We start from the raw sequence: 18,768 nt of genomic DNA, 5'->3' as shown, positions 1-18,768 counted from the left end.
TAAAGCTAAAAACAATGATGTTTGCACTCAGGACGCATTAGACTGTGAGTCATTTGGCGAACGATAAAAAGAAGATTGTTTATTGGAACTTGCTTGATGCCCTCAGGTCATTAATAGGATGCTTGTTTGTTAAATTACTGTTATGGCTAAATAAACCTGAAGGAAAAGTATGTCCCGACACATTTTACTCACCGGAGCACTGGCGGTGTCCTTGCTCTCAGGGTGCAGTTTTCAAGGAGAGTCACACGTGAAAGCTTCCAGCCCAGGCGAACTGAGTGCGCCTGTCGCGAAAAAAATCCCTCATGAAATGACCATTCACGGCGACACGCGCGTGGATAACTACTATTGGATGCGTGATGATGCACGCCAAGATCCTGATGTGATCGCCCATCTTAATCAAGAAAACGCCTACGCCGATCAGGTGCTCGCACACACTGAGCCAATGCAAGCTAAGCTATTCGATGAAATCAAAGGGCGTATCGTCAAAGACGATGCCTCGGTTCCCGTCAAAAAAGGCAGTTATTTCTATTCCAGTGAAGTGGAAGGCGACGATGAATATCGCACCTATGTGCGCGCGAAAGACTTTGCGGGCACCGACAAAACGGTGATTTTGGATGTCAACGCGCTCGCAAAAGGGCATGAGTTTTACAGCATTGGCCAACTGAGCGTCAGTCCAAACGAAAACCTATTAGCGTATGGAGAAGATACCCTCAGCCGCCGCGTTTATACCATTCAAGTTAAAGACCTCACTACCGGTGAGTACCTCGATGATAAGGTTGAAGGCGCCTCGAGCAGCATTGTGTGGCAGAACGACAACCAAGCCTTTTACTACATCAAAAAAGATCCGCAAACCTTGCTAGGGTATCAGGTGTATCGCCACCGTTTGGGGACCCCGCAATCCGCTGATGATTTAATTTACGAAGAAACGGATAGCAGCTACTACACTGGCTTGAGCAAAAGCAAAGACGGTGAGCAAATCTTTATTTGGCACGCCAGCACCGAAACCAGCGGCGTATCGCTCGTGGATGCCAATGATCCGAATGCTACTGCCCAAGCGTTTTATCCGCGAGAAACCGGCATAGAATATGAAGTGGCGAAGCGTGGCGAGTGGTATTACATCTATACCAACTACCAAGCAGTCAACTTCCGCTTGATGAAGGTACACCAAAGCGAGCGTGACGATCGCAGCCAATGGCAAGATGTGATCGCGCCAAATGATAAGGTGCAGTTGGTTGATTTCACCCTGTTCGACAACCATCTAGTGTACGAGCAGCGCGAAAATGGCTTGCCGCGTACCACGGTGCAAAACCTGATTAACGGTGATGAATATCCGTTACAGTTTGATGATTCGGCCTATGCGTCTTACCTGACCGGCAATGCGGAAATGGACAATTCTGCGGTGCGCGTATACTACACCAGCTTGACCACACCGGGCACCTACTACGAGTTTGATTTGGCGTCGGGCGAGCGTGAAATGCTCAAACAAAACCAAGTGCTGGGTGAGTTTAATCCGGATAACTACCAGTCAGAGCGGGTGATGATCACCGCGCGTGATGGTGCGCAGGTGCCTGTGTCTTTGGTGTATCGTAAAGACCGCTTCAAAAAAGATGGTACCAACCCGATTTATCAATACGGTTACGGCTCATACGGCGCCACCATGGAGCCCACGTTCTCCACCACGCGTTTAAGCCTGTTGGATCGCGGCTTTGTGTTTGCGATTGCGCATATTCGCGGTTCTGAAATGCTAGGACGCCCTTGGTATGACGACGGTAAAAAGCTTACCAAAAAGAACACTTTTAACGACTTTATTGATGTGACTAAAGCGCTGACCGCGCAAGGCTACGGCGATAAAGACAAGGTGTTTGCGGTCGGCGGCTCAGCCGGTGGCTTGCTAATGGGGGCGATCATCAACCAAGCGCCAGAGTTATATTTAGGGGTGGCAGCGCATGTGCCATTTGTGGATATCGTTACCACCATGCTGGATGAGTCGATTCCACTGACCACTAACGAGTATGATGAGTGGGGCAACCCGAATGACAAAACCTACTATGAATATATGCTCAGCTATTCACCGTACGACAATGTCAGCGCGCAAGATTATCCTAACTTGTTAGTCACTACAGGCTTGCATGACTCACAAGTGCAGTACTTTGAGCCGATGAAATGGGTCGCGAAACTGCGTGAGCTGAAAACCGACAACCATACGCTGGTGTTTAAAACCGACATGGAAGCCGGCCACGGCGGCGCATCGGGGCGCTTTAAGCGGATTAAAGAAGATGCATTGGAATATGCCTTCTTCTTCGACTTGCTCGATAAGCAAGCAAAATAATCAAAGGGTAACCCCCTTAAACGAGAAAAGCGCCGATATCGGCGCTTTTTTTATGCGGGTAGAGACGCGATAAGCACGCTCACTGCAGGTGAAAAAAGGTGTTTAGGCCTACTGATTATTCTCCGCATCTTCGCGCTTGATCACTTTGTGGCCTTCTTCAGTCACGCCATTTTTCCAATAGCTGCTGATGTAGATAAACTCGCGCTCAACATCACGATCGTTGCGGAAGTATTGGCGCAGTGCGCGCATGCTTTCAAATTCACAGGCACACCATACCGACACTTGCCCGGCTAACCAAGGCTGTGCTTTCACCGTCTCAGCCAACGTCGGGGTAGTTAGCCAAATGATCTCCATGCCTGCGGGGGCGTCGAGTGGTTGGGCATCCTCTGCGGTATCGAGCTGGATCACCGCATAGCCTTTGGCATCGCGAGGCAAGGTTTTGATCTTAGCTGATAGTGCCGGCAACGCGGTCATGTCGGCAACCATAAAGAACCAATCCGCGTCGCGATTAATCGGTGCAATCGTTCCAGGGCCGGCAATATTAATGGTATCGCCCACTTGGGCATTCAGCGCCCAGCGTGCGGCAAAGCCACAGTCGGCTTGCTCGATTTGGTGGCGAACCATATCCACTTCAATTTGCTGCTGGCCAGGCATAAAACGGCGAATGGTATAGGTGCGCATCACAGGGCGCTCACCTTCTGCTACTCCGCTCAGATCCGTGCTGCCCGCTTTATCAAACAGTAACTTGATGTAGCCGCCTTCACAGTCAGCGGGGAACGCCGCGAAAGCGTCGCTTTGTAAGGTCAAGCGTTGCATATTGGGTGTGATGGTTTGGGTATCAATAACGTGCGTGAGGTGATAGCTAGGCTGTTTCATATTTTCTGACTTAAAATCATTATCATTTACAATTAATCATACCATCTGGATGCGAGATGTGTAAGTGCTTTACATTGTTTTACGCTTCTTAGCTAGGCAATACCGTGAGAAGTGAGTAATATAATGGCGTATTATTATTACTAAAAAACAATCACATGGAGCAAAAATGAAGAAAGTCATACTTATGGGCGCGGTGGCGGTGTTGCTATCGCTGAATGTCTCAGCCTCTGAGCTCAAGCCGATCATGAAAGAAATGAAAATGACCTTCAAAGAGGCGGCGAGCGCACAAAGCATCGAAGCGATGCAAGCACCGGTCGCTAAACTGGAAACCCTGATCGCGCAAGCCAAAGCGGGCAGCTATCCACCGGAAAAAGCAGAGACCTTCATGGAAGGGTTCGATAAACTGGCGGTGACGGTAGAGGGAATTGATGCCGCGCTGAGCGAAGGCGACCTCGATAAGGCACAACAGGGCATGCGCCAAATCGATGCCTTGCGTGAAGAGTATCACGACAAACGCAACCCAAGCATTTGGCAGCGTTTGTTCGGTTAACAGCCGAATAATAGGAATATAACGACAGCAGGTGCATGATGGCGACTCAAAAAACGATTTTGCGTTATCCCTCGCTGTCGGTGGCGTCTGCGTTCGATAAAGAGCAGGCGCTGATCCGTCGGATAGAGCAGGGCGAGCTCAACGAGGCATTACTGCTTTGGCAGCCAGACGCCCAAACCTTGGTGCTGCCGGCGGGCCAAAAATGGCCACAAACCCCTGAATTACGCCGCGCATTATCGTCGTTAGGGTGGCACGTACAGAGCCGACGGACTGGCGGCGCGCCGGTGCCGCAACTGCCCGGCGTGATTAACGTGTCTTATCTGACGGTGTGGCCGGCTAACACGCCGTATCATATCCAGACGGCTTACCAGTATTTTTGCACCATTTTACAGTCTTTTTTCCATCAGTTAGGCATTGCGACCACGGTGGGTGATACGCCCGGATCGTATTGTGATGGTGACTACAACCTCAATATTGCCGGCAAAAAAGTGGTGGGAACTGCCCAGCGTATTCTGCATTTAGGTGTGGGTGCAGGCAAACAAACCGTAATGCTGGCGCAGGCTTGCCTGCTGATTGATGCCGATTGCCAACATATTGTTGCACCTGTATCGCTGTGTAATCGGCTTTGTGGTCACTCCGATCGCATTGAGGCCGAGGTGCATACCTCATTAGCTGCGCGCCTAGATGAACTGCCGACAATCGAACAGTTGTTTCAGTTGTTGACTCAAGCGTTTATGGCGCGACCACCGCTTGTCGTGGGCAAGGCTTGAGGCCGCGGCTCAATATAGTATGCTTTAGCACTGTCATGCCTAAAATAAATCCCAAGGAGTGAGGAATGCGCGTCCATCTTGTTATTCACGAGGCGTTTGAAGGCCCGGGAGCCATTTTAGATTGGTGTGACGAGCGTGCCTATCATGTGACCACCAGTCATTTGTATCGGGGCGAGCCGTTGCCGGAAACCGGTGAAGGAATTGATCTGCTGGTGGTACTCGGCGGGCCGCAAAGTCCAGATACGCCACAGTCGGAATGCCCACATTTTGATAGCCCGCGCGAGCAAGCACTTATAAACCAGTGCATTGAACAAGGCAGTGCAGTATTAGGGATTTGCCTCGGCGCGCAACTGATTGGTGAGGCATTGGGCGCGTCGTATCAGAAAAGCCCCGAGCCTGAGATTGGCTATTTCCCCATCCAGTTAACTGAAGATGGCCATATTGATGAACATATGCCGCATTTTGCCCCACAAGAAATTGTGGGCCATTGGCACCATGATATGCCGGGGCTGACACCCAATAGTCGTGTACTGGCTAGCAGCGAAGGCTGTCCGCGCCAGATCGTGAAGTACGGACCACGGGTATATGGCTTTCAATGCCACCTTGAATTGACACCTCTGGCGGTTGAAGGCTTATTGCACGCCGCCTATCCAGAGGGCGAGGTCGCTAACAAGCGCTTTATTCAAGACCCTGCCTCCATTCGCGCCTTTGATACGGCACCGATGAATGCGCATTTGTTTGCCTTTCTCGATAGCGTGCTGACCGACAACGATCTCGTCACTGAGTGGCTGTTTTAAGCGATTAGGTTAGGAGCACGGTAACCGTAACTGTGCTCCGCTGCTAGGCGTCATTGTTTGAGCTTCATCGTCTGAGCGCCATCTAACGCGTGTTAGTGCAACATGCCTTCACACACGGTAGTGGCATCATCATCCAATAAACTCAACTCAATAGCTATCTTCATCGCTGCTACCACATCACCCACCGGCATGCTCGGGGCGCGGTGTTTGCACGCTTGTGCTGGGCTGTAGGGAATATGAATAAAGCCGGCGCGTACCTCGGTGTGATGAGCCAGCGCATGCATCAAGCCATAAAACACGTGGTTACACACAAAGGTGCCCGCGGTGTAAGACATACTGGTAGGATGATGGGCTTCGTTTAATGCGTTCACTAAACGGTTGAGGGGTAAGGTAGAAAAATAGGCGTTGGGCCCAGATGGCACCACCGGCGTGCCATGCGGCTGCTTACCGGCGTTGTCCGGGATGGGCGCGTTCTGATAATTGATCGCTACCTTCTCTAAGCTTATCTCGGCGCGGCCACCGGCTTGGCCAAGGGCGATCACCATCACCGGACTGAGTGATTCTAGCGCGCTGTGTAACGTCGGTAAGCTATCGTCAAAGGTGCAGGGCAGGCGCACGGCTTTAACGATGCACTCCTCATTGGGCTGCCAGCCTTCTAATGCTTGTGCCACTTGCCAAGATGGATTGTCACTCTCGCCGCCGAAGGGTTCAAATCCGGTTATCAATATCGTGTGCATCCAATGCCTCGCGTAAAAAAGCGGTAGGGCTGTACTCTACCGCAGGTTTCCAAGCCAATCACGCAAAGGACGTACGCAAAGGAAGATTTATTCAAACAGGTAGAGGTAATTCTCATAACCTGCCTCGGCCATTTTATCGACGGGCACAAAGCGCATTGCGGCTGAGTTCATACAATAACGCAAGCCGGTGGGTGCGGGACCATCCTCAAACACATGGCCAAGGTGCGAATCCGCCACCTTACTACGCACCTCGGTGCGACTGAAAAACAGCGAGTTGTCCGGTTTGGTAACCACATACTGCTTATCGATGGGCTGCGTAAAGCTTGGCCAGCCGGTACCGGATTTGTATTTATGGGTGGAGGAGAACAGCGGCTCGCCCGAAACGATATCGACATAAATACCGACTTGCCTGTTGTCCCAATACGGGTTTTGGAACGCGGGTTCAGTGCCATCTTCTTGGGTGACTTCGTACTCTATGTCTGACAACATCGCGCGGATTTTTTCATCCGAGGGGCGCGAGTAGCGGTTATTCGTTGATGTCTTATCCTCCGCTTTTTGCGCATCGATCATTTCTCGCAAGGTGACCGGGTTGTCTTTGCGATCGTCACCAAAAATCTCGTCCAGATACTGATCGCGACCCGATGCGTAGCGATAATAGCTGTAACGTACGCTGTGGTTTTTATAATAATCCTGATGATAACTTTCTGCTGGCCAGAATTTCTCGAATGGGATCAACTCGGTTTTGAGCGGCTTTATGAACACGCCTAACGCGTCAATTTCCGCCATAAAATCGGCAGCAATTTGTTTTTGCGTTTCAGATCGATAAAAGATCGCGGGGCGATACTGCGGGCCGCGGTCAACGAACGAGCCTTGGTCATCGGTGGGGTCAATATGACGGAAGAACTGGTCTAACACCTGCTCATAACTCACCAAGTTGGGATCGTAGGTGACATCAATTACCTCGATATGCCCGCTGGTGCCGGACGAGACCTCTTTATAGGTTGGATTTTCAAGCTCACCGCCTGAGTAGCCAGACACCACATCAATCACGCCGTCGAGCTTTTCAAGATCAGATTCTGTACACCAAAAGCAACCGCCGGCAAGGGTCGCTTTTTGGTAGCCTTGGTCTGTAGTGGCGGTATCTTTCACCGCCGCATAACTTGCTATCGATAGCAAACTGAATACTGTGAACGCGATGACTCGCCAAATTGACTTACGCTGTTTCATTATTGCCTCGTTATCAGAGTTTGTCCGTGTAAGACCTGCTTACTACGCAGAAACTTTCATCAACTCACTCATTTTTTATTGATAGCAATAGATAGCGTACAAAGTCATACAAGGATCAATAAAGCGGTTAGGATCACCAAAGCAACTGGCCTAACACAGGTGCAAGTAACACAGTGACCATGCCGGCAATCATCATCACCACGCTAGATACTACTCCTTCTTCGTGACCAATTTGATACGCTTTAGCGGTACCGGCACCGTGGGCCGATGCACCCAAACTGGCGCCGCGTCCCAAGCGTGATCGAATCGCAATCACGGTCAAAATACTTTCACCGATTGCCATCCCAATTACGCCAGTGAGAACCACAAACAGCGCGGTGAGATCGCTTTGTCCGCCAATCGCTTTGGTGGCTTCCACGGCAAAAGGGGTAGTAATTGAGCGCATCGCCAAACTGCGTTGCAGCAGTTCAGACAGCTCAAACACCCGCGCTAACACTACAGTACTGGTAATCGCGACCAGCACCGACACAGTGACACCGATTGACAGGGATAACCAATGGCGGCGGATGAGCGCGCGGTTATCATACACAGGGATCGCAAACGCCACGGTCGCTGGGCCCAGCAGCCAAAGCAGCCAGTAAGATTGCGCCATGTAGTCTTGATACGGGATCTTAAACCCAACCACCACCGCGACAATCAGCAAGGGCGCGAGCAACAATGGCATCACCAGAATGGAGGGGTGGCGGCGATACAGCCATTTGCTCATGTAATAGAAGCCAAGGGTCATTAAAAAGCAGGTAATGCTCAATAGCGAGGCATGAAGCCAAGTCGGTAAGGCAGACATCATGGCTTAGCACTCCGGTTTTAGATCAGGGTGGTGCGCGTGGTGGTTACTGCGGCGGCGCGCCATTTTAACCTCAAAACGATACACTTTATCGACCACCCAAGCGGTTGACGCAATCACCATCGCGGTACTTAAAATCAGTACAACCATGATCTTACCGCCTTCTTGCAGCAATAAATCTTGGTAATTGACCACCGCCACCACCGCCGGCACAAAAAACAGCAACATCTCGGCTAACAGCCACGCTGCCCCGCGGCGCAACCAATCGGCACGGACAATTTTCAACATTAATGCGCCTAACAACAGCAACATACCGGTGAGGTTGGCCGGTAGTGGAATAGCAAAGGTGGTGACCAACCAATCAGACAAAAACCAAATGCCAGCAAGGACAAAGACTTGTAGTAGGGTAAGTAAGGCGTTTTTAATCAATTGCATCGAAGGCGTGCCAATAATCTGTGAGATAGATCATAGTTTACGTCTTGGCAGAGAGTGAATAAAGTGACTTTTTTTTATTTAAACTATGCCAAAATGGCATGATTGACGATTAGCTTTTAAGGGCCGTTTATGGATATTCGTGCGTTGCGCTATTTTATTGCTTTGGTGGAAAAGCAGAGCTTTACTGCCGCATCGGCGTCGTTGCATGTGACGCAACCGACAATCAGTAAAATGGTGCGTAACCTTGAGCAAGATGTGGGTCAGCCACTGTTGCACCGAGAGGGAAGGCGGTTTTGGCTAACCGATGCTGGAGAGGTGGTGTATCAGCGCGCGCAGAGCATTATTGCTGAGTTCGAGCAGCTAAATACCGAGCTCGACGATCTTAACCAATTGGCGCGCGGCCAGCTTAGATTGGGAATGCCACCGATGATAGGGCCGCTGTATGCCAATGTGCTGCGTGAATACCGCCAACGCTACCCAAATGTCGCGCTCAGTATTGTCGAATACGGGGGGCGGCGCACCGAACAAGCGCTAATCAATGGCGAGATTGATGTGGCAATCACTATGCTCACCGACACCCAGCCTGAGTGCTTGCAAAGCTTACCCTTACAAACTCACCCCATCTATGCTGTGCTGCCTAATCAAGCCGCGTGGCGTGCGCAAAAAAGCCTGACGTGGCAGGCAGTCAAAGACGAGCCGTTTTATCTGTATAGCGCTGAATTTACCTTAAGCGATCGGATTATTGCCCGCTGTGAAGAGCATGGTTATCAGCCCACCATTGCCGCGCGTAGCAGTCAGTGGGATTTTTTAGCCGCCTTAGTGAAAAGTGGTGCTGGGGTGGCGTTCTTACCCGCGCCCTTGTGCCAGCGCCTCAGCGCCAGCTTGGAAGACAGTGAGTTATTACTAGTGAAACCGATAAGCCCGGCGATTGAATGGCAGCTGGGGTTAGTCTGGCACGGCGAGCGCTATGTCTCACGCACCGCCGAGGCCTGGATGCAATTGTGCCAGTCGACAGAGGCGCATCGATAGACTCAGTGCTTTGATCCACAACGCCGCCAAACACTGGCGAAAAATCGGCCGTCGTGCAGTCGATTGTTAGTTTCATTTTTACTTTGGCCACTCTGGGAACTTTGCTCTGCTAATATAGGCTTCTTCAGAAAAAACCGGTGGAAAGTGTCTATTGAATTTTCCATGACCCATAGATGTACATTGCCGTAACCTTTGAAGAGAAACTTTGCTATGCTCTTCTATCAATGAAATCAAGGTGAACCATAAGCGCTCAACAACTTCAAATTCAGGTAGAGAACCATCATGAGCGAGCTTATTTCTTTTTCTCCGAGCATTGCCAAGCACATCAAAGTCAGATTTTGAAATATACCCTGCTTTTTGGAGCAGAGCATGTCTTTCGGATACCTTCCAGTCTTTTCCTTGCCGTTTGAGCCGAGAGTATTCGATGGAAATAGAGTTTTCCAAAGCATTAGTGCTTGATGTGATGTTACTTTCCCACAAGTAGCTAGTTAATTGTTCAACTGAAATCCATAAGTTACTTAAGGAATCTGACAAGTCCCATGCAACCAAAGCATTGTGACCTTTTACTAAAAAATTTGGTGAAAGATTATTAATATGGTTTATAACCTGCATCCCGACCGAGTAAGAATGTTTAAAGTCAGAGATCTTGATATAGTTAGGGTGGCAGAGGACAATTCGTTCAGATAGTGCTGCTGAGTTGGTTCGAAATCTATTGTGTGCAGACACAATATTAGAATGAACTTTCTGATCTACTTCCGACAAGCTCCTACATTCTATAGTTCTATGACTTGTCGGACTCAATTTTATCCCTCCTAGAAAAATTGCGCCCTCAATATTATTTATGGTGTTCAGGGCTACACTTGCGTCTGGAAATTCCGAACACATAGGCAGGGCTAGTGATCCGTCATAGGTAATTAATGCAGGAAGATCTGAGTTGGAAAGCTTAATTGTTGTCGCAAGCTCTTGAAACATTGAACCTTGGTAGCTATTTGAGTTTACCTGATCCAAAGATATATCAAGATGTGGCTTTTCATCAGGCCAGATGAAAGTTCCGACAGGAAACAAAAACGTTATCCATGCAGGATTATAAATAGGAACGCTAGATACAGGCTCTTTGTAGTCATCAGGGAGATCTCTCGTATGAACCCAGTCAGCATTATGCCAATAAAAATCTTCGCTAGGCCTGTCCTTAACATTTTCGACAAGTGTCTTTGGGACATTACGATTTTGGTAAGAACTTTGATCCACATGATCGTCGAATGCCCAAATCTTCCCCGTCTCTGTATCTTGGTAGTATTTCATTCAAACCTCTGAAGAAACTTACGTCTACATTATATGGCTTTAGGTATTAATCAAAGTACTTTTTTAACTTACATGGTATGTATACAGCCTCTTTCGCTCTTGTAATTGCAACATATAGAACAGAAAGCTCACTGTCCAAATCCACATTTTCATTGTCTAGAATATAGGAATAGTCTGATGCAATAACTATACTATCCCATTCCTGTCCTTTAATTGAGTGAGTCGTAGATATTATCTTAGTGGCTTCATGTATAGGAGAATTATTCTGTTCTATCCGTTCAATTACATCGATGACGTTACTTTTATATTTTTCGTATAGTTTTAATCCAAAATAAACATCTGGTTCTGGTGTGTCCTCCAGCTCACTTTCTAAGAATCTAAAGCTAGGTAATTTTGCTAAATATGGATGAGTGACCTTGTCAACCTCATCATTTGCAAGGTAAACTATGTTTTTTACAACAAACTTTAACAGGCCTATTTCTGTTTTTATATGTATTTTATTACCAAGACTAAGCTCTTCATCTGCAATTGTAATGATTTTACTACGTGTTCTAGTTAAAATAGCTCCCGGAAGATTAGGTAAACATCTGTCATCATCATAAAATGTAACTTTAGACTTGATGTTATTTTGCCCTACTAACGTATGTGTTGGTGGCACACTATGGCGTGAAAGAATGTTATTTGAGCAATTAGCAATAGCATTGCCAAACCTATAGCTAGTGGTTAAAGGATATTTTTCCTTTTCGAAAAGTCCCATGGAATTAATTGCTCCACGCCACTTAAACAGCTGTTGATAGGCATCACCAATTACAATTAAATTGCGGTCATCATGATTTTTTATTACTTTATAAAAAGCACCATTTATGTCTTGCGCCTCATCAATAATAATGTTTTCATATTCATCGCTCATACTTATAAATGGTGATAGTGACCAATACTTCATTAAGTGATGAAATGTAGTTGCATGTTCAGATGTGGCTCTTCCTGACATCAAGTAATCCCAATAACACCTAGCCCATTTTAATAGTTTCTGACGTGATTCAGGCAGTGTAACTTGAGGAGGAACATGCGAATCTAGTATCGTCATGTTACATGAAATACAATACGCCGATATTGTGTCATTTATTAACTTTGCTACACCATGTTGTTTTACCTTTTTAGAACCAATATCAAATCNGAGTGAATATATCCTTAAACGGAGCATTTTCTAGTGCAAATTTACATGCTAGAGAGTCTTGAGTATATGCGTTGTCAGTTATCTTTGATTTTGCATCATTTATATTCTCTTTCAAAAATGCCGTGTAGATAGAATTTTTATCACCAAGCTCATCTATAATCAACTTTGAGACCGTGGATTTTCCCGAACCAGCAAAAGCATCAACTTGAATACCATGGTGACAATTATTAACTATATTTTCTTGCTCTTTGTTTGGTTTGATTTTTAACTTTCTTATATTAGTTGAGTGCGTCTTTTTAGACGCTAATGATTTCTTAGCGGATCCTTCAACCTTTTCTATCTCATCGGCAGGCATGCTAACCGTTAAATTTTCACTATCTAAAATAGATAAAATGACTTTGTTTGATAACGACTTTTCTAATGAGCATAAGTTTGATATATGATAAATAAGTTCGGAAACTTGCTCTTTRTCTTTCGCCTGAGTTAAAACTCTTTCATCTAAGCCCAACAGCTTTACACCGAGAAGAAGTAACTGTTCATGAGTACTATGATCAAGGTTGCTTAATATTTTTTCCTGTTCATCAGTGTTGATTAAGAAAAAGTAAGGATGTATTATACTGTTCATTTAATCCCTTGAAGTATGAAAAATAATTTTCACCACAATAATAAGTAGATAAACCTGACACCTGTTAGATTTCTACAATTGCTATATAACGCCAAAGGCAGCGGCACATTTATGCGTCCGACTGGCTTTTCGTGTTAGGGCTTTTGGAGGAGTGACTTGCCTGCTGCGTAAGGTACTCAACCCTTTGGTTAATGAAAAGGTATAGGTTTGTTGAAAACATACCTACTAATATCGCAACAAGCGCCATGGTGTAAAAATCACTTGGGGCCTGAGCAGTTATTGAAGTGCTTACTCCTTTGTCTTCCAAATGGGGAGCTACTATGGCTAATAACACCCCGCTTTTTATACCGACCCAAGAAAACATGGCCATCAACCCCGAGGAAATAACTAAGGTTCCACTATGAACCATCAATAGTCCTGACATAAGAATTCTGGCTACTGCTCCAATAGAGCCAAGTAAGAATGGAATGGCGAGCAAAACAATAGCATTAAATGCTTGATTTATAGTGATGAGTGTTTCGGGGTCTATTTTGTAGATTCCTGGGTTTGTTACGGAAGCCATAACTAGCACCATAAAGGCAAACGTAAAGGTTACCAAAAGGTACATACGCTTTCTTCGTTCAGCTGCTTCTTGCTTATACTTTTCACTGTCGAAGTATATAGATTGCCTAATTTGAGCAGGTGAATCCTCACCGCTATCTGGTGACGATTCATTTTCTAAACCATTAATATCAGTGACACTTTCTTCGTCACCTCTTTGCTCTTTCTGAGCAGCTTGCTCTTGACTCATATTTATTTCCTTGTGCGAATCTCGTTGTCCTAAGGCCGCCAACATGGGTGGCCGAAACGTAATGTAGGCCGTCCAGTGCAATGTATTTTTAGCGTTGCGCGACTGTGTTTGGCCTTGTTAAGTATTGATTTATTTTGTATTTCCCCAGTTTCTTACTGTTGTGATATTTGTGAGCCCAGTCATTACACTCTTACTCTTACCTTTGTCTTTTTTGCTTTTTTTTGATTTTCAAGACTTGGCGTTGAATTTTTGATGCCCAACTTACTTTCCAATAGCTTTTTAGCATTGGGCTTAGAAAGAGCTGAAATTCTATCTATTTCAGCCCCATTCTCATCTAATGCTATAGCTATACAGACGCCGTTCGTTTTCTTAAAAATTATTTCTATGGTCATAGGATACTTAACATTTTATTAATGCGCATGCACTATTCCCCAAAACCGTCATACGCGCTATTATCGATATAACAAGATGAAATATAAGGTTTTATCGCCTATCATGCCTATCGCTTTTCCGCAAAATCGCGCATGTAGCCTATCCCTATTCGTGTATTCACACTATCCCCAAGCGTTAAGCTGTAACCACATGACTAATCGACGCTTTTAACCAGCCTGTGTTCTTGCCATGCTACCGCCAGCTAGTTGTCGGCGCCTAACACGCCATTGAGTTGGCAGATTTGAGATTAGTCTATCAAGGGCTGCTTTGATTTTCGTGCGCTATTGTCCAAAGTGTTAGGTAAGCCATGTTTTGTGAGATGGGTACAAGAAGTTGGTTAGAATACAAGGCGAATCGTTTTGGTGGGGCGGTGCGCGATTAGGGCTATGGCTCTGTTTCGCGCACTGCTCTGGTTGGGATGCGGCTGTGCCCGTCGATGTCGATCAGTGCGATTGCGCTGAATGGGTGGTGGCAGAGCGCGTTGCTTTTGTGGTTTGGCGCGTCGGTTGCGGGCGCTTTTGGTTGCGGTGGATTTGATATTGTTGCCATGCAAAGGTCACCACAAAACAGCCTGTGAGTAGCAATACAATGGTCGGGCCTGGTGCGCTGTCGAGGTAAAACGACAGAGTGACGCCGCCCACGGCGGTGACTAAGGCAATTGCACAGGCAATCCATAACATGCGGCTAAATTGTTTGCTGAGCATAAAGGCGGTGACGCCCGGTGCAATCAACATCGCCACCACTAAGATAATCCCCACAGCATGTAACCCCGCCACAATGGTGGCAATCATCACCGAGAGTAGGAGCCAGTGAAGCTTTTGCACTGGTAGCCCAAGCACGCTGGCTTGTGCAGGGTCGAACGAGAGCAGCATTAAATCTCGCCCTTTAAGCAGCACTAGCGCAAGCACGACTAAGCCGGTAATGGCGGCGGTGAGCAGCTGTTGGTGGTTAATCCCCAACAGGTTGCCAAATAGAATATGATCAAGGTGCAAATCAGACGGGAACTGGCCTTGCAAAATCAGCCCCAGCGCGAAAAAGCCAGAAAACACAATCCCCAGTAAGGTGTCTTCTTTCACACGGCTATTTTGTTTGAGCCAATGCACACTGGTGGCGCATGCGGAGCCCGCAGCAAAGGCGCCGACAATCAGCGGCAGGCCAAACAAGTTTGCTAGCACCAATCCCGGCAGCACCGCGTGTGCCACGGCATCGCCAATCAATGACCAGCCTTTTAACACCAAATAGCATGAAAGCAGCGCGCAGGGTAGTGCCACCAAGACGGCCATGAGCAGCGCATCTTGCATAAAAGTCAGTTGATACGGATTCATTGCAGTGCCTCCTGACGTTTGGCGCGCCGCGCGAGGATCCCGTGTTTGGGGCCAAACACAAAGGCAGCTAAGAAGAGTCCCACTTGGGCCAACACAATCAGTGCGCCGGCGTTAAGGTTAGCGAAATAGCTGATATACACCCCAAATAGCGAGGTGAGTATGCCGATGAAACCGCTCAGTACCAACACGGGCCCGAAGCGATCGCTCAGTAAATAGGCGGTGGCGCCGGGGGCAATTACTAAGCAAATCACCAAAAAGGCACCGACACTTTTAAGTGCCGCCATGGTGCAAGCACTGAGCAGCGCAAAAAACAGCACCTTGAGCCCCACCACAGGTAAACCAATGCAGCGGGCGTGGCTTTCATCGAAAAAAGTCAGCATAAAATCACGCCATTTCACCGCCAGTACGGTGAGGCTGACCAAGGCAATGATCAGCATTTGCACCGCATCGAGTGGGGCAATGGCGAGCAAGTTGCCTAGCATTATTTGTTGAATATCGACCGCGACGGGCGAAATCGATACCAAAAAGAGGCCGAAGGCGAAAAAGCTCGAGAAGATTAAACCGATGATCGCATCTTGTTTTATCTGGCTACGTTGGTGCAAAAACAGCATCACACTCGCGGCCATACCGCCGGCAACAAAGGCGCCGAGTGAAAAGGGCAAGCCCAGCATATAAGCGCCGGCAACGCCCGGTACAATCGCATGGGAGAGGGCATCACCCATCAGCGACCAACCTTTGAGCATCAAAAAAGCCGAGAGCAAGCCGCACACGCCGCCAATCAAGGTGGTGACCAGCAATGCTTTTTGCATGTATTGATAGGCGAGAGGATCGAGTAAGCTCATTCGCGCCGCTCCTGCGCGCTTTGTTCGCGCTTGCCATACACCACCAAGGGTCGTTCATCGTCGGAAATGACTGACAGCTCGCGCGGATCGGCGTCTTGGTGGAGTTTCTCACTGGGCATCACATACTGGCGCAGTTTGCCGCCAAAAATGGCGCTGAGGTTCTCGGTGGTAAACACATTTTCGGTATGCCCGCCTGCCACCACGGCGCGATTGACCAGCACGGTGCGATCGCAAAAGTCGGGCACGGTGCCAAGGTTATGGGTGGCAATTAAAATGGTTTTGCCTTCGTCTTTGAGCTCGAGCAACAAACGCATAATGGACTCTTCACTGGTGACATCTACACCAGTAAAGGGCTCATCCAGTAAAATCAGCGGGCTGTGCTGAGCCAGAGCGCGGGCAAGAAAGACGCGCTTTTTCTGTCCGCCGGACAGTTCACCAATTTGGCGCTGGCGAAAGGCTGTCATACCAACCCGGGCTAAAGCTTCATCCACCGCTTGATGATCCGCCGCTTTGGGGCGACGCATAAATGACATCTTGCCGTAGCGGCCCATCATCACTACATCTTTTACTAACACGGGGAATGACCAATCGATTTCTTCGGATTGAGGCACATAAGCGACCAAGCCTGCTTTTTGCGCTTGCTTAATGGGAGTGCCGTTCACCGCAATGCTGCCACTGCCGGGATTCACAAACCCCATGATCGCTTTAAATAAGGTGGATTTGCCGCTGCCATTGGCACCCACCAAGGCAGTGATGGTTTGCGCTGGCAGCGAGAAGCTAGCGTGCTCAAGGGCACACAGGCCGTTTCGATAGACGACACGCACCTCGTTGACATCTAACACACTGGGCGTGCCATCGGTTAAATCATAGTGCGTCATGGCGCAACCCCGCTAAGACGGTTTCTGTGGTCACTGTCAGTAAGGATAGATAATCAGGCACCGGTCCGTCAGCTTGACTGAGCGAATCGACATATAAAATGCCGCCATGGCGCGCGTCGGTTTCGGCGGCGACTTGTTTGGCGGGCGCATCAGACACGGTGCTTTCGGAGAACACGGCACGCACTTGGTGTTCTCGTACGGTATCAATCAGCGCGCGAACTTGTTGTGGTGTGCCCTGWCGCTCAGCGTTAATCGGCCATAAATAGGCTTCGTTGAGGTTCAAATCTCGCGCCAGATAGGAAAAAGCGCCTTCACTGCTTACTAGCCAACGCTGGGATTCGGGGACAGCGGATAGCGCGTCTTGCGCACGAGCGAACACAGCTTGAAWTTTTGCCTTGTAGGCCTTGGCATTGGCTTGATAATGAGCTTGATTGGCAGGGTCGTATTTAATCAGGGCTTGCGCAATGTTATCAACGTATTGCATTGCATCAGAAGGGGACATCCACGCGTGCGGGTTGGGTTTGCCACGATACGGGCCTGAGGCAATCACAATTGGCGCCACTCCGTCAGATAGGATCACATTCGGTACCTTATCAATGTGCTGGAAAAAACGTTCGAACCAGCGCTCTAAGCCTAATCCGTTCCACATCACCACATCCGCATCTTGCGCGCGCAGAATATCTCCTGGAGTGGGTTGGTAATTGTGGATCTCAGCGCCGGGTTTAGTGAGCGACACTACCTCGGCATGCTCGCCCGCTACGTTGCCAGCCATATCCGCGAGAATGGTAAAGCTGGTCACCACTTTTAACTTGTCCGCGTGTTTTAATTGGTCGGCGTGCGCCATCGGAGAGAGCAAGAGCGCCGCAATAATTAGCAGGTGTTTTCTCATAAGCGTTAATCTCGTTCATTATGCATGTGACTACGGCGCGATATCGCCAGCCGATCATACTTTAAAGATAACGGTTATGATAATCATTCTCAAGTGGGTGTTGGTAAAAAGGGCACACGAGGCGCCCTGTCGTCACGTTTCCTGTGATCTTTTACTAATCACGAATGGTGTCGTAGCGAGCCCATTCCATAATGGTCCAATCTTTCTTCTGCGCGTGCAGGCTTAAGTGCGGGTCGGGATTGACGGCAAAGGCGCTGTCGACTTGCTCAAGCAAGGGGACATCCCAGTGCGAGTCACTGTAACCATATGTGTGGCCGACAGTGTCATGACGGTCAGATAGCCATGCCTGCATGTAGTCGTGCTTGCCACGATAATCACGCACGCAATGCGATATGCTGCCCGTATATACGCCATTTAATGTTTCAAGCTCAATCGCAATCACGGTATCGAGTTTGAGCAGTTTGCCAATCGGACGCGCTAGGTGGGCGGCGGTGTTGGAAACTAACACACAGTGATCGCCGCGGTTGCGATGCCACTCGATACGCGCTAATGCTTGTGGTACCACCACGGGAGCGACGTGCTGATCGATAAAGTCGGTGGCCCAAGCAGCCACGGTTTGAATCGATTTTCCTTTGACCGGGATCAGCTGCACTTGCATATATTGCTCAAGGTTGATGCGGCCTTTTTTAAAATCCAAATACGCCCGCTTCTCTTGCTCGACCACGTTTTGCGGGGCGAGATTGCACTGGCAAAGGTATTCCAGCCACGCTTGTTTGGTGTCGGTAGCGACCAAGGTTTCGTCTAAGTCGAAGAATGCAATGTTAATAGGTAATGTCATAGCTAAACTAATTTTTCTGTATTATTGCCGCCATCGTAACTAGAGACTATGACGAAAAGGTTTCAGTGTTGATGCG

At 48.2% G+C, this 18,768-nt stretch carries 19 protein-coding genes; 5 read left to right on the top strand and 14 right to left on the bottom strand.

Annotation, left to right across the window (positions count from 1 at the left end):
• The first annotated feature begins 169 nt into the window (after positions 1–169).
• Entirely contained in the window at positions 170–2,329 is a 2,160-nt protein-coding gene (locus tag BZG78_RS10290; RefSeq protein WP_077661142.1) for a S9 family peptidase, read from the top strand.
• Positions 2,330–2,437: 108 nt separating this feature from the next.
• Here BZG78_RS10290 and BZG78_RS10285 read toward each other — a convergent pair whose 3' ends face one another.
• Entirely contained in the window at positions 2,438–3,205 is a 768-nt protein-coding gene (locus BZG78_RS10285; protein ID WP_077661141.1) for a siderophore-interacting protein, read from the bottom strand.
• Between the two features lie 166 nt (positions 3,206–3,371).
• Between BZG78_RS10285 and BZG78_RS10280 the strand changes: the two genes are divergently transcribed.
• From BZG78_RS10280 to BZG78_RS10270, 3 genes are all read left to right on the top strand, one after another.
• Positions 3,372–3,755 (top strand): cytochrome b562, encoded by a 384-nt coding sequence (locus tag BZG78_RS10280; protein WP_021024242.1) that lies wholly within the window; start codon positions 3,372–3,374, stop codon positions 3,753–3,755.
• A 38-nt stretch (positions 3,756–3,793) separates the two neighbouring features.
• Positions 3,794–4,525 (top strand): lipoate--protein ligase, encoded by a 732-nt coding sequence (locus BZG78_RS10275; protein WP_077661154.1) that lies wholly within the window; start codon positions 3,794–3,796, stop codon positions 4,523–4,525.
• Between the two features lie 65 nt (positions 4,526–4,590).
• A complete protein-coding gene (locus BZG78_RS10270) occupies positions 4,591–5,322 on the top strand; it encodes a GMP synthase (protein WP_077661140.1) in 732 nt (243 codons plus the stop codon).
• Between the two features lie 92 nt (positions 5,323–5,414).
• On the opposite strand, the gene pcp is transcribed toward BZG78_RS10270, so the two are convergent.
• The 4 genes from pcp to BZG78_RS10250 all read right to left on the bottom strand — a co-directional run bounded on the left by pcp (position 5,415) and on the right by BZG78_RS10250 (position 8,565).
• A complete protein-coding gene (pcp, locus tag BZG78_RS10265; RefSeq protein WP_077661139.1) occupies positions 5,415–6,059 on the bottom strand; it encodes a pyroglutamyl-peptidase I in 645 nt (214 codons plus the stop codon).
• Between the two features lie 87 nt (positions 6,060–6,146).
• Entirely contained in the window at positions 6,147–7,286 is a 1,140-nt protein-coding gene (gene msrB / locus BZG78_RS10260; RefSeq protein ID WP_077661138.1) for a peptide-methionine (R)-S-oxide reductase MsrB, read from the bottom strand.
• Between the two features lie 133 nt (positions 7,287–7,419).
• A complete protein-coding gene (locus BZG78_RS10255; protein ID WP_077661153.1) occupies positions 7,420–8,130 on the bottom strand; it encodes an LrgB family protein in 711 nt (236 codons plus the stop codon).
• A gap of 6 nt (positions 8,131–8,136) precedes the next feature.
• Positions 8,137–8,565, bottom strand: a complete 429-nt coding sequence (locus tag BZG78_RS10250) for a CidA/LrgA family protein (RefSeq protein WP_077461392.1) — start codon at positions 8,563–8,565, stop codon at positions 8,137–8,139.
• A gap of 129 nt (positions 8,566–8,694) precedes the next feature.
• Here BZG78_RS10250 and BZG78_RS10245 point away from each other — a divergent pair, with 129 nt between their 5' ends.
• Positions 8,695–9,594 carry a LysR family transcriptional regulator gene (locus BZG78_RS10245; RefSeq protein WP_077661137.1) on the top strand — a complete coding sequence of 300 codons (900 nt, stop codon included), beginning with the start codon at positions 8,695–8,697 and terminating at the stop codon, positions 9,592–9,594.
• A 78-nt stretch (positions 9,595–9,672) separates the two neighbouring features.
• Here BZG78_RS10245 and BZG78_RS10240 read toward each other — a convergent pair whose 3' ends face one another.
• From BZG78_RS10240 to BZG78_RS10195, 9 genes are all read right to left on the bottom strand, one after another.
• Positions 9,673–10,896 carry a hypothetical protein gene (locus BZG78_RS10240; protein ID WP_077661136.1) on the bottom strand — a complete coding sequence of 408 codons (1,224 nt, stop codon included), beginning with the start codon at positions 10,894–10,896 and terminating at the stop codon, positions 9,673–9,675.
• Between the two features lie 46 nt (positions 10,897–10,942).
• The gene (locus tag BZG78_RS10235; protein ID WP_199877187.1) at positions 10,943–11,887 is read right to left on the bottom strand and encodes a UvrD-helicase domain-containing protein; all 945 of its coding nucleotides are present in this window, start codon (positions 11,885–11,887) and stop codon (positions 10,943–10,945) included.
• Positions 11,888–12,807: 920 nt separating this feature from the next.
• On the bottom strand, positions 12,808–13,488 hold the full coding sequence (locus tag BZG78_RS10225; RefSeq protein WP_077661133.1) for a hypothetical protein: 681 nt from the start codon (positions 13,486–13,488) through the stop codon (positions 12,808–12,810).
• Between the two features lie 182 nt (positions 13,489–13,670).
• Positions 13,671–13,880, bottom strand: coding sequence for a hypothetical protein (locus BZG78_RS10220; protein ID WP_077661132.1), 210 nt, complete (start codon positions 13,878–13,880; stop codon positions 13,671–13,673).
• A 483-nt stretch (positions 13,881–14,363) separates the two neighbouring features.
• Positions 14,364–15,245, bottom strand: a complete 882-nt coding sequence (locus BZG78_RS10215) for a metal ABC transporter permease (RefSeq protein ID WP_077461388.1) — start codon at positions 15,243–15,245, stop codon at positions 14,364–14,366.
• The gene (locus BZG78_RS10210; protein WP_077661131.1) at positions 15,242–16,087 is read right to left on the bottom strand and encodes a metal ABC transporter permease; all 846 of its coding nucleotides are present in this window, start codon (positions 16,085–16,087) and stop codon (positions 15,242–15,244) included. Before BZG78_RS10210 ends, BZG78_RS10215 begins: the two co-directional genes overlap by 4 nt.
• The gene (locus BZG78_RS10205; RefSeq protein ID WP_077661130.1) at positions 16,084–16,965 is read right to left on the bottom strand and encodes an ATP-binding cassette domain-containing protein; all 882 of its coding nucleotides are present in this window, start codon (positions 16,963–16,965) and stop codon (positions 16,084–16,086) included. Before BZG78_RS10205 ends, BZG78_RS10210 begins: the two co-directional genes overlap by 4 nt.
• Entirely contained in the window at positions 16,952–17,854 is a 903-nt protein-coding gene (locus BZG78_RS10200) for a metal ABC transporter substrate-binding protein (protein WP_077661129.1), read from the bottom strand. Before BZG78_RS10200 ends, BZG78_RS10205 begins: the two co-directional genes overlap by 14 nt.
• Positions 17,855–18,008: 154 nt before the next feature.
• A complete protein-coding gene (locus BZG78_RS10195) occupies positions 18,009–18,692 on the bottom strand; it encodes an HAD family hydrolase (protein ID WP_077461384.1) in 684 nt (227 codons plus the stop codon).
• Between the last annotated feature and the right edge of the window lie 76 nt (positions 18,693–18,768).

The organism is Salinivibrio sp. MA351 (genome assembly GCF_001996065.1).
Lineage (GTDB): Bacteria > Pseudomonadota > Gammaproteobacteria > Enterobacterales > Vibrionaceae > Salinivibrio > Salinivibrio costicola.
Note: the sequence above shows the minus strand (reverse complement) of the source record. Positions and strands in the feature narration are given on the sequence as shown.

Bases quoted from the DNA above. Each gene is read 5' to 3' on its own strand.
- BZG78_RS10290 (WP_077661142.1), top strand. From the start codon at position 170: ATGTCCCGACACATTTTACTCACCGGAGCACTGGCGGTGTCCTTGCTC.
- BZG78_RS10285 (WP_077661141.1), bottom strand. From the start codon at position 3,205: ATGAAACAGCCTAGCTATCACCTCACGCACGTTATTGATACCCAAACC.
- BZG78_RS10280 (WP_021024242.1), top strand. From the start codon at position 3,372: ATGAAGAAAGTCATACTTATGGGCGCGGTGGCGGTGTTGCTATCGCTG.
- BZG78_RS10275 (WP_077661154.1), top strand. From the start codon at position 3,794: ATGGCGACTCAAAAAACGATTTTGCGTTATCCCTCGCTGTCGGTGGCG.
- BZG78_RS10270 (WP_077661140.1), top strand. From the start codon at position 4,591: ATGCGCGTCCATCTTGTTATTCACGAGGCGTTTGAAGGCCCGGGAGCC.
- pcp (WP_077661139.1), bottom strand. From the start codon at position 6,059: ATGCACACGATATTGATAACCGGATTTGAACCCTTCGGCGGCGAGAGT.
- msrB (WP_077661138.1), bottom strand. From the start codon at position 7,286: ATGAAACAGCGTAAGTCAATTTGGCGAGTCATCGCGTTCACAGTATTC.
- BZG78_RS10255 (WP_077661153.1), bottom strand. From the start codon at position 8,130: ATGTCTGCCTTACCGACTTGGCTTCATGCCTCGCTATTGAGCATTACC.
- BZG78_RS10250 (WP_077461392.1), bottom strand. From the start codon at position 8,565: ATGCAATTGATTAAAAACGCCTTACTTACCCTACTACAAGTCTTTGTC.
- BZG78_RS10245 (WP_077661137.1), top strand. From the start codon at position 8,695: ATGGATATTCGTGCGTTGCGCTATTTTATTGCTTTGGTGGAAAAGCAG.
- BZG78_RS10240 (WP_077661136.1), bottom strand. From the start codon at position 10,896: ATGAAATACTACCAAGATACAGAGACGGGGAAGATTTGGGCATTCGAC.
- BZG78_RS10235 (WP_199877187.1), bottom strand. From the start codon at position 11,887: ATGTCAGGAAGAGCCACATCTGAACATGCAACTACATTTCATCACTTA.
- BZG78_RS10225 (WP_077661133.1), bottom strand. From the start codon at position 13,488: ATGAGTCAAGAGCAAGCTGCTCAGAAAGAGCAAAGAGGTGACGAAGAA.
- BZG78_RS10220 (WP_077661132.1), bottom strand. From the start codon at position 13,880: ATGACCATAGAAATAATTTTTAAGAAAACGAACGGCGTCTGTATAGCT.
- BZG78_RS10215 (WP_077461388.1), bottom strand. From the start codon at position 15,245: ATGAATCCGTATCAACTGACTTTTATGCAAGATGCGCTGCTCATGGCC.
- BZG78_RS10210 (WP_077661131.1), bottom strand. From the start codon at position 16,087: ATGAGCTTACTCGATCCTCTCGCCTATCAATACATGCAAAAAGCATTG.
- BZG78_RS10205 (WP_077661130.1), bottom strand. From the start codon at position 16,965: ATGACGCACTATGATTTAACCGATGGCACGCCCAGTGTGTTAGATGTC.
- BZG78_RS10195 (WP_077461384.1), bottom strand. From the start codon at position 18,692: ATGACATTACCTATTAACATTGCATTCTTCGACTTAGACGAAACCTTG.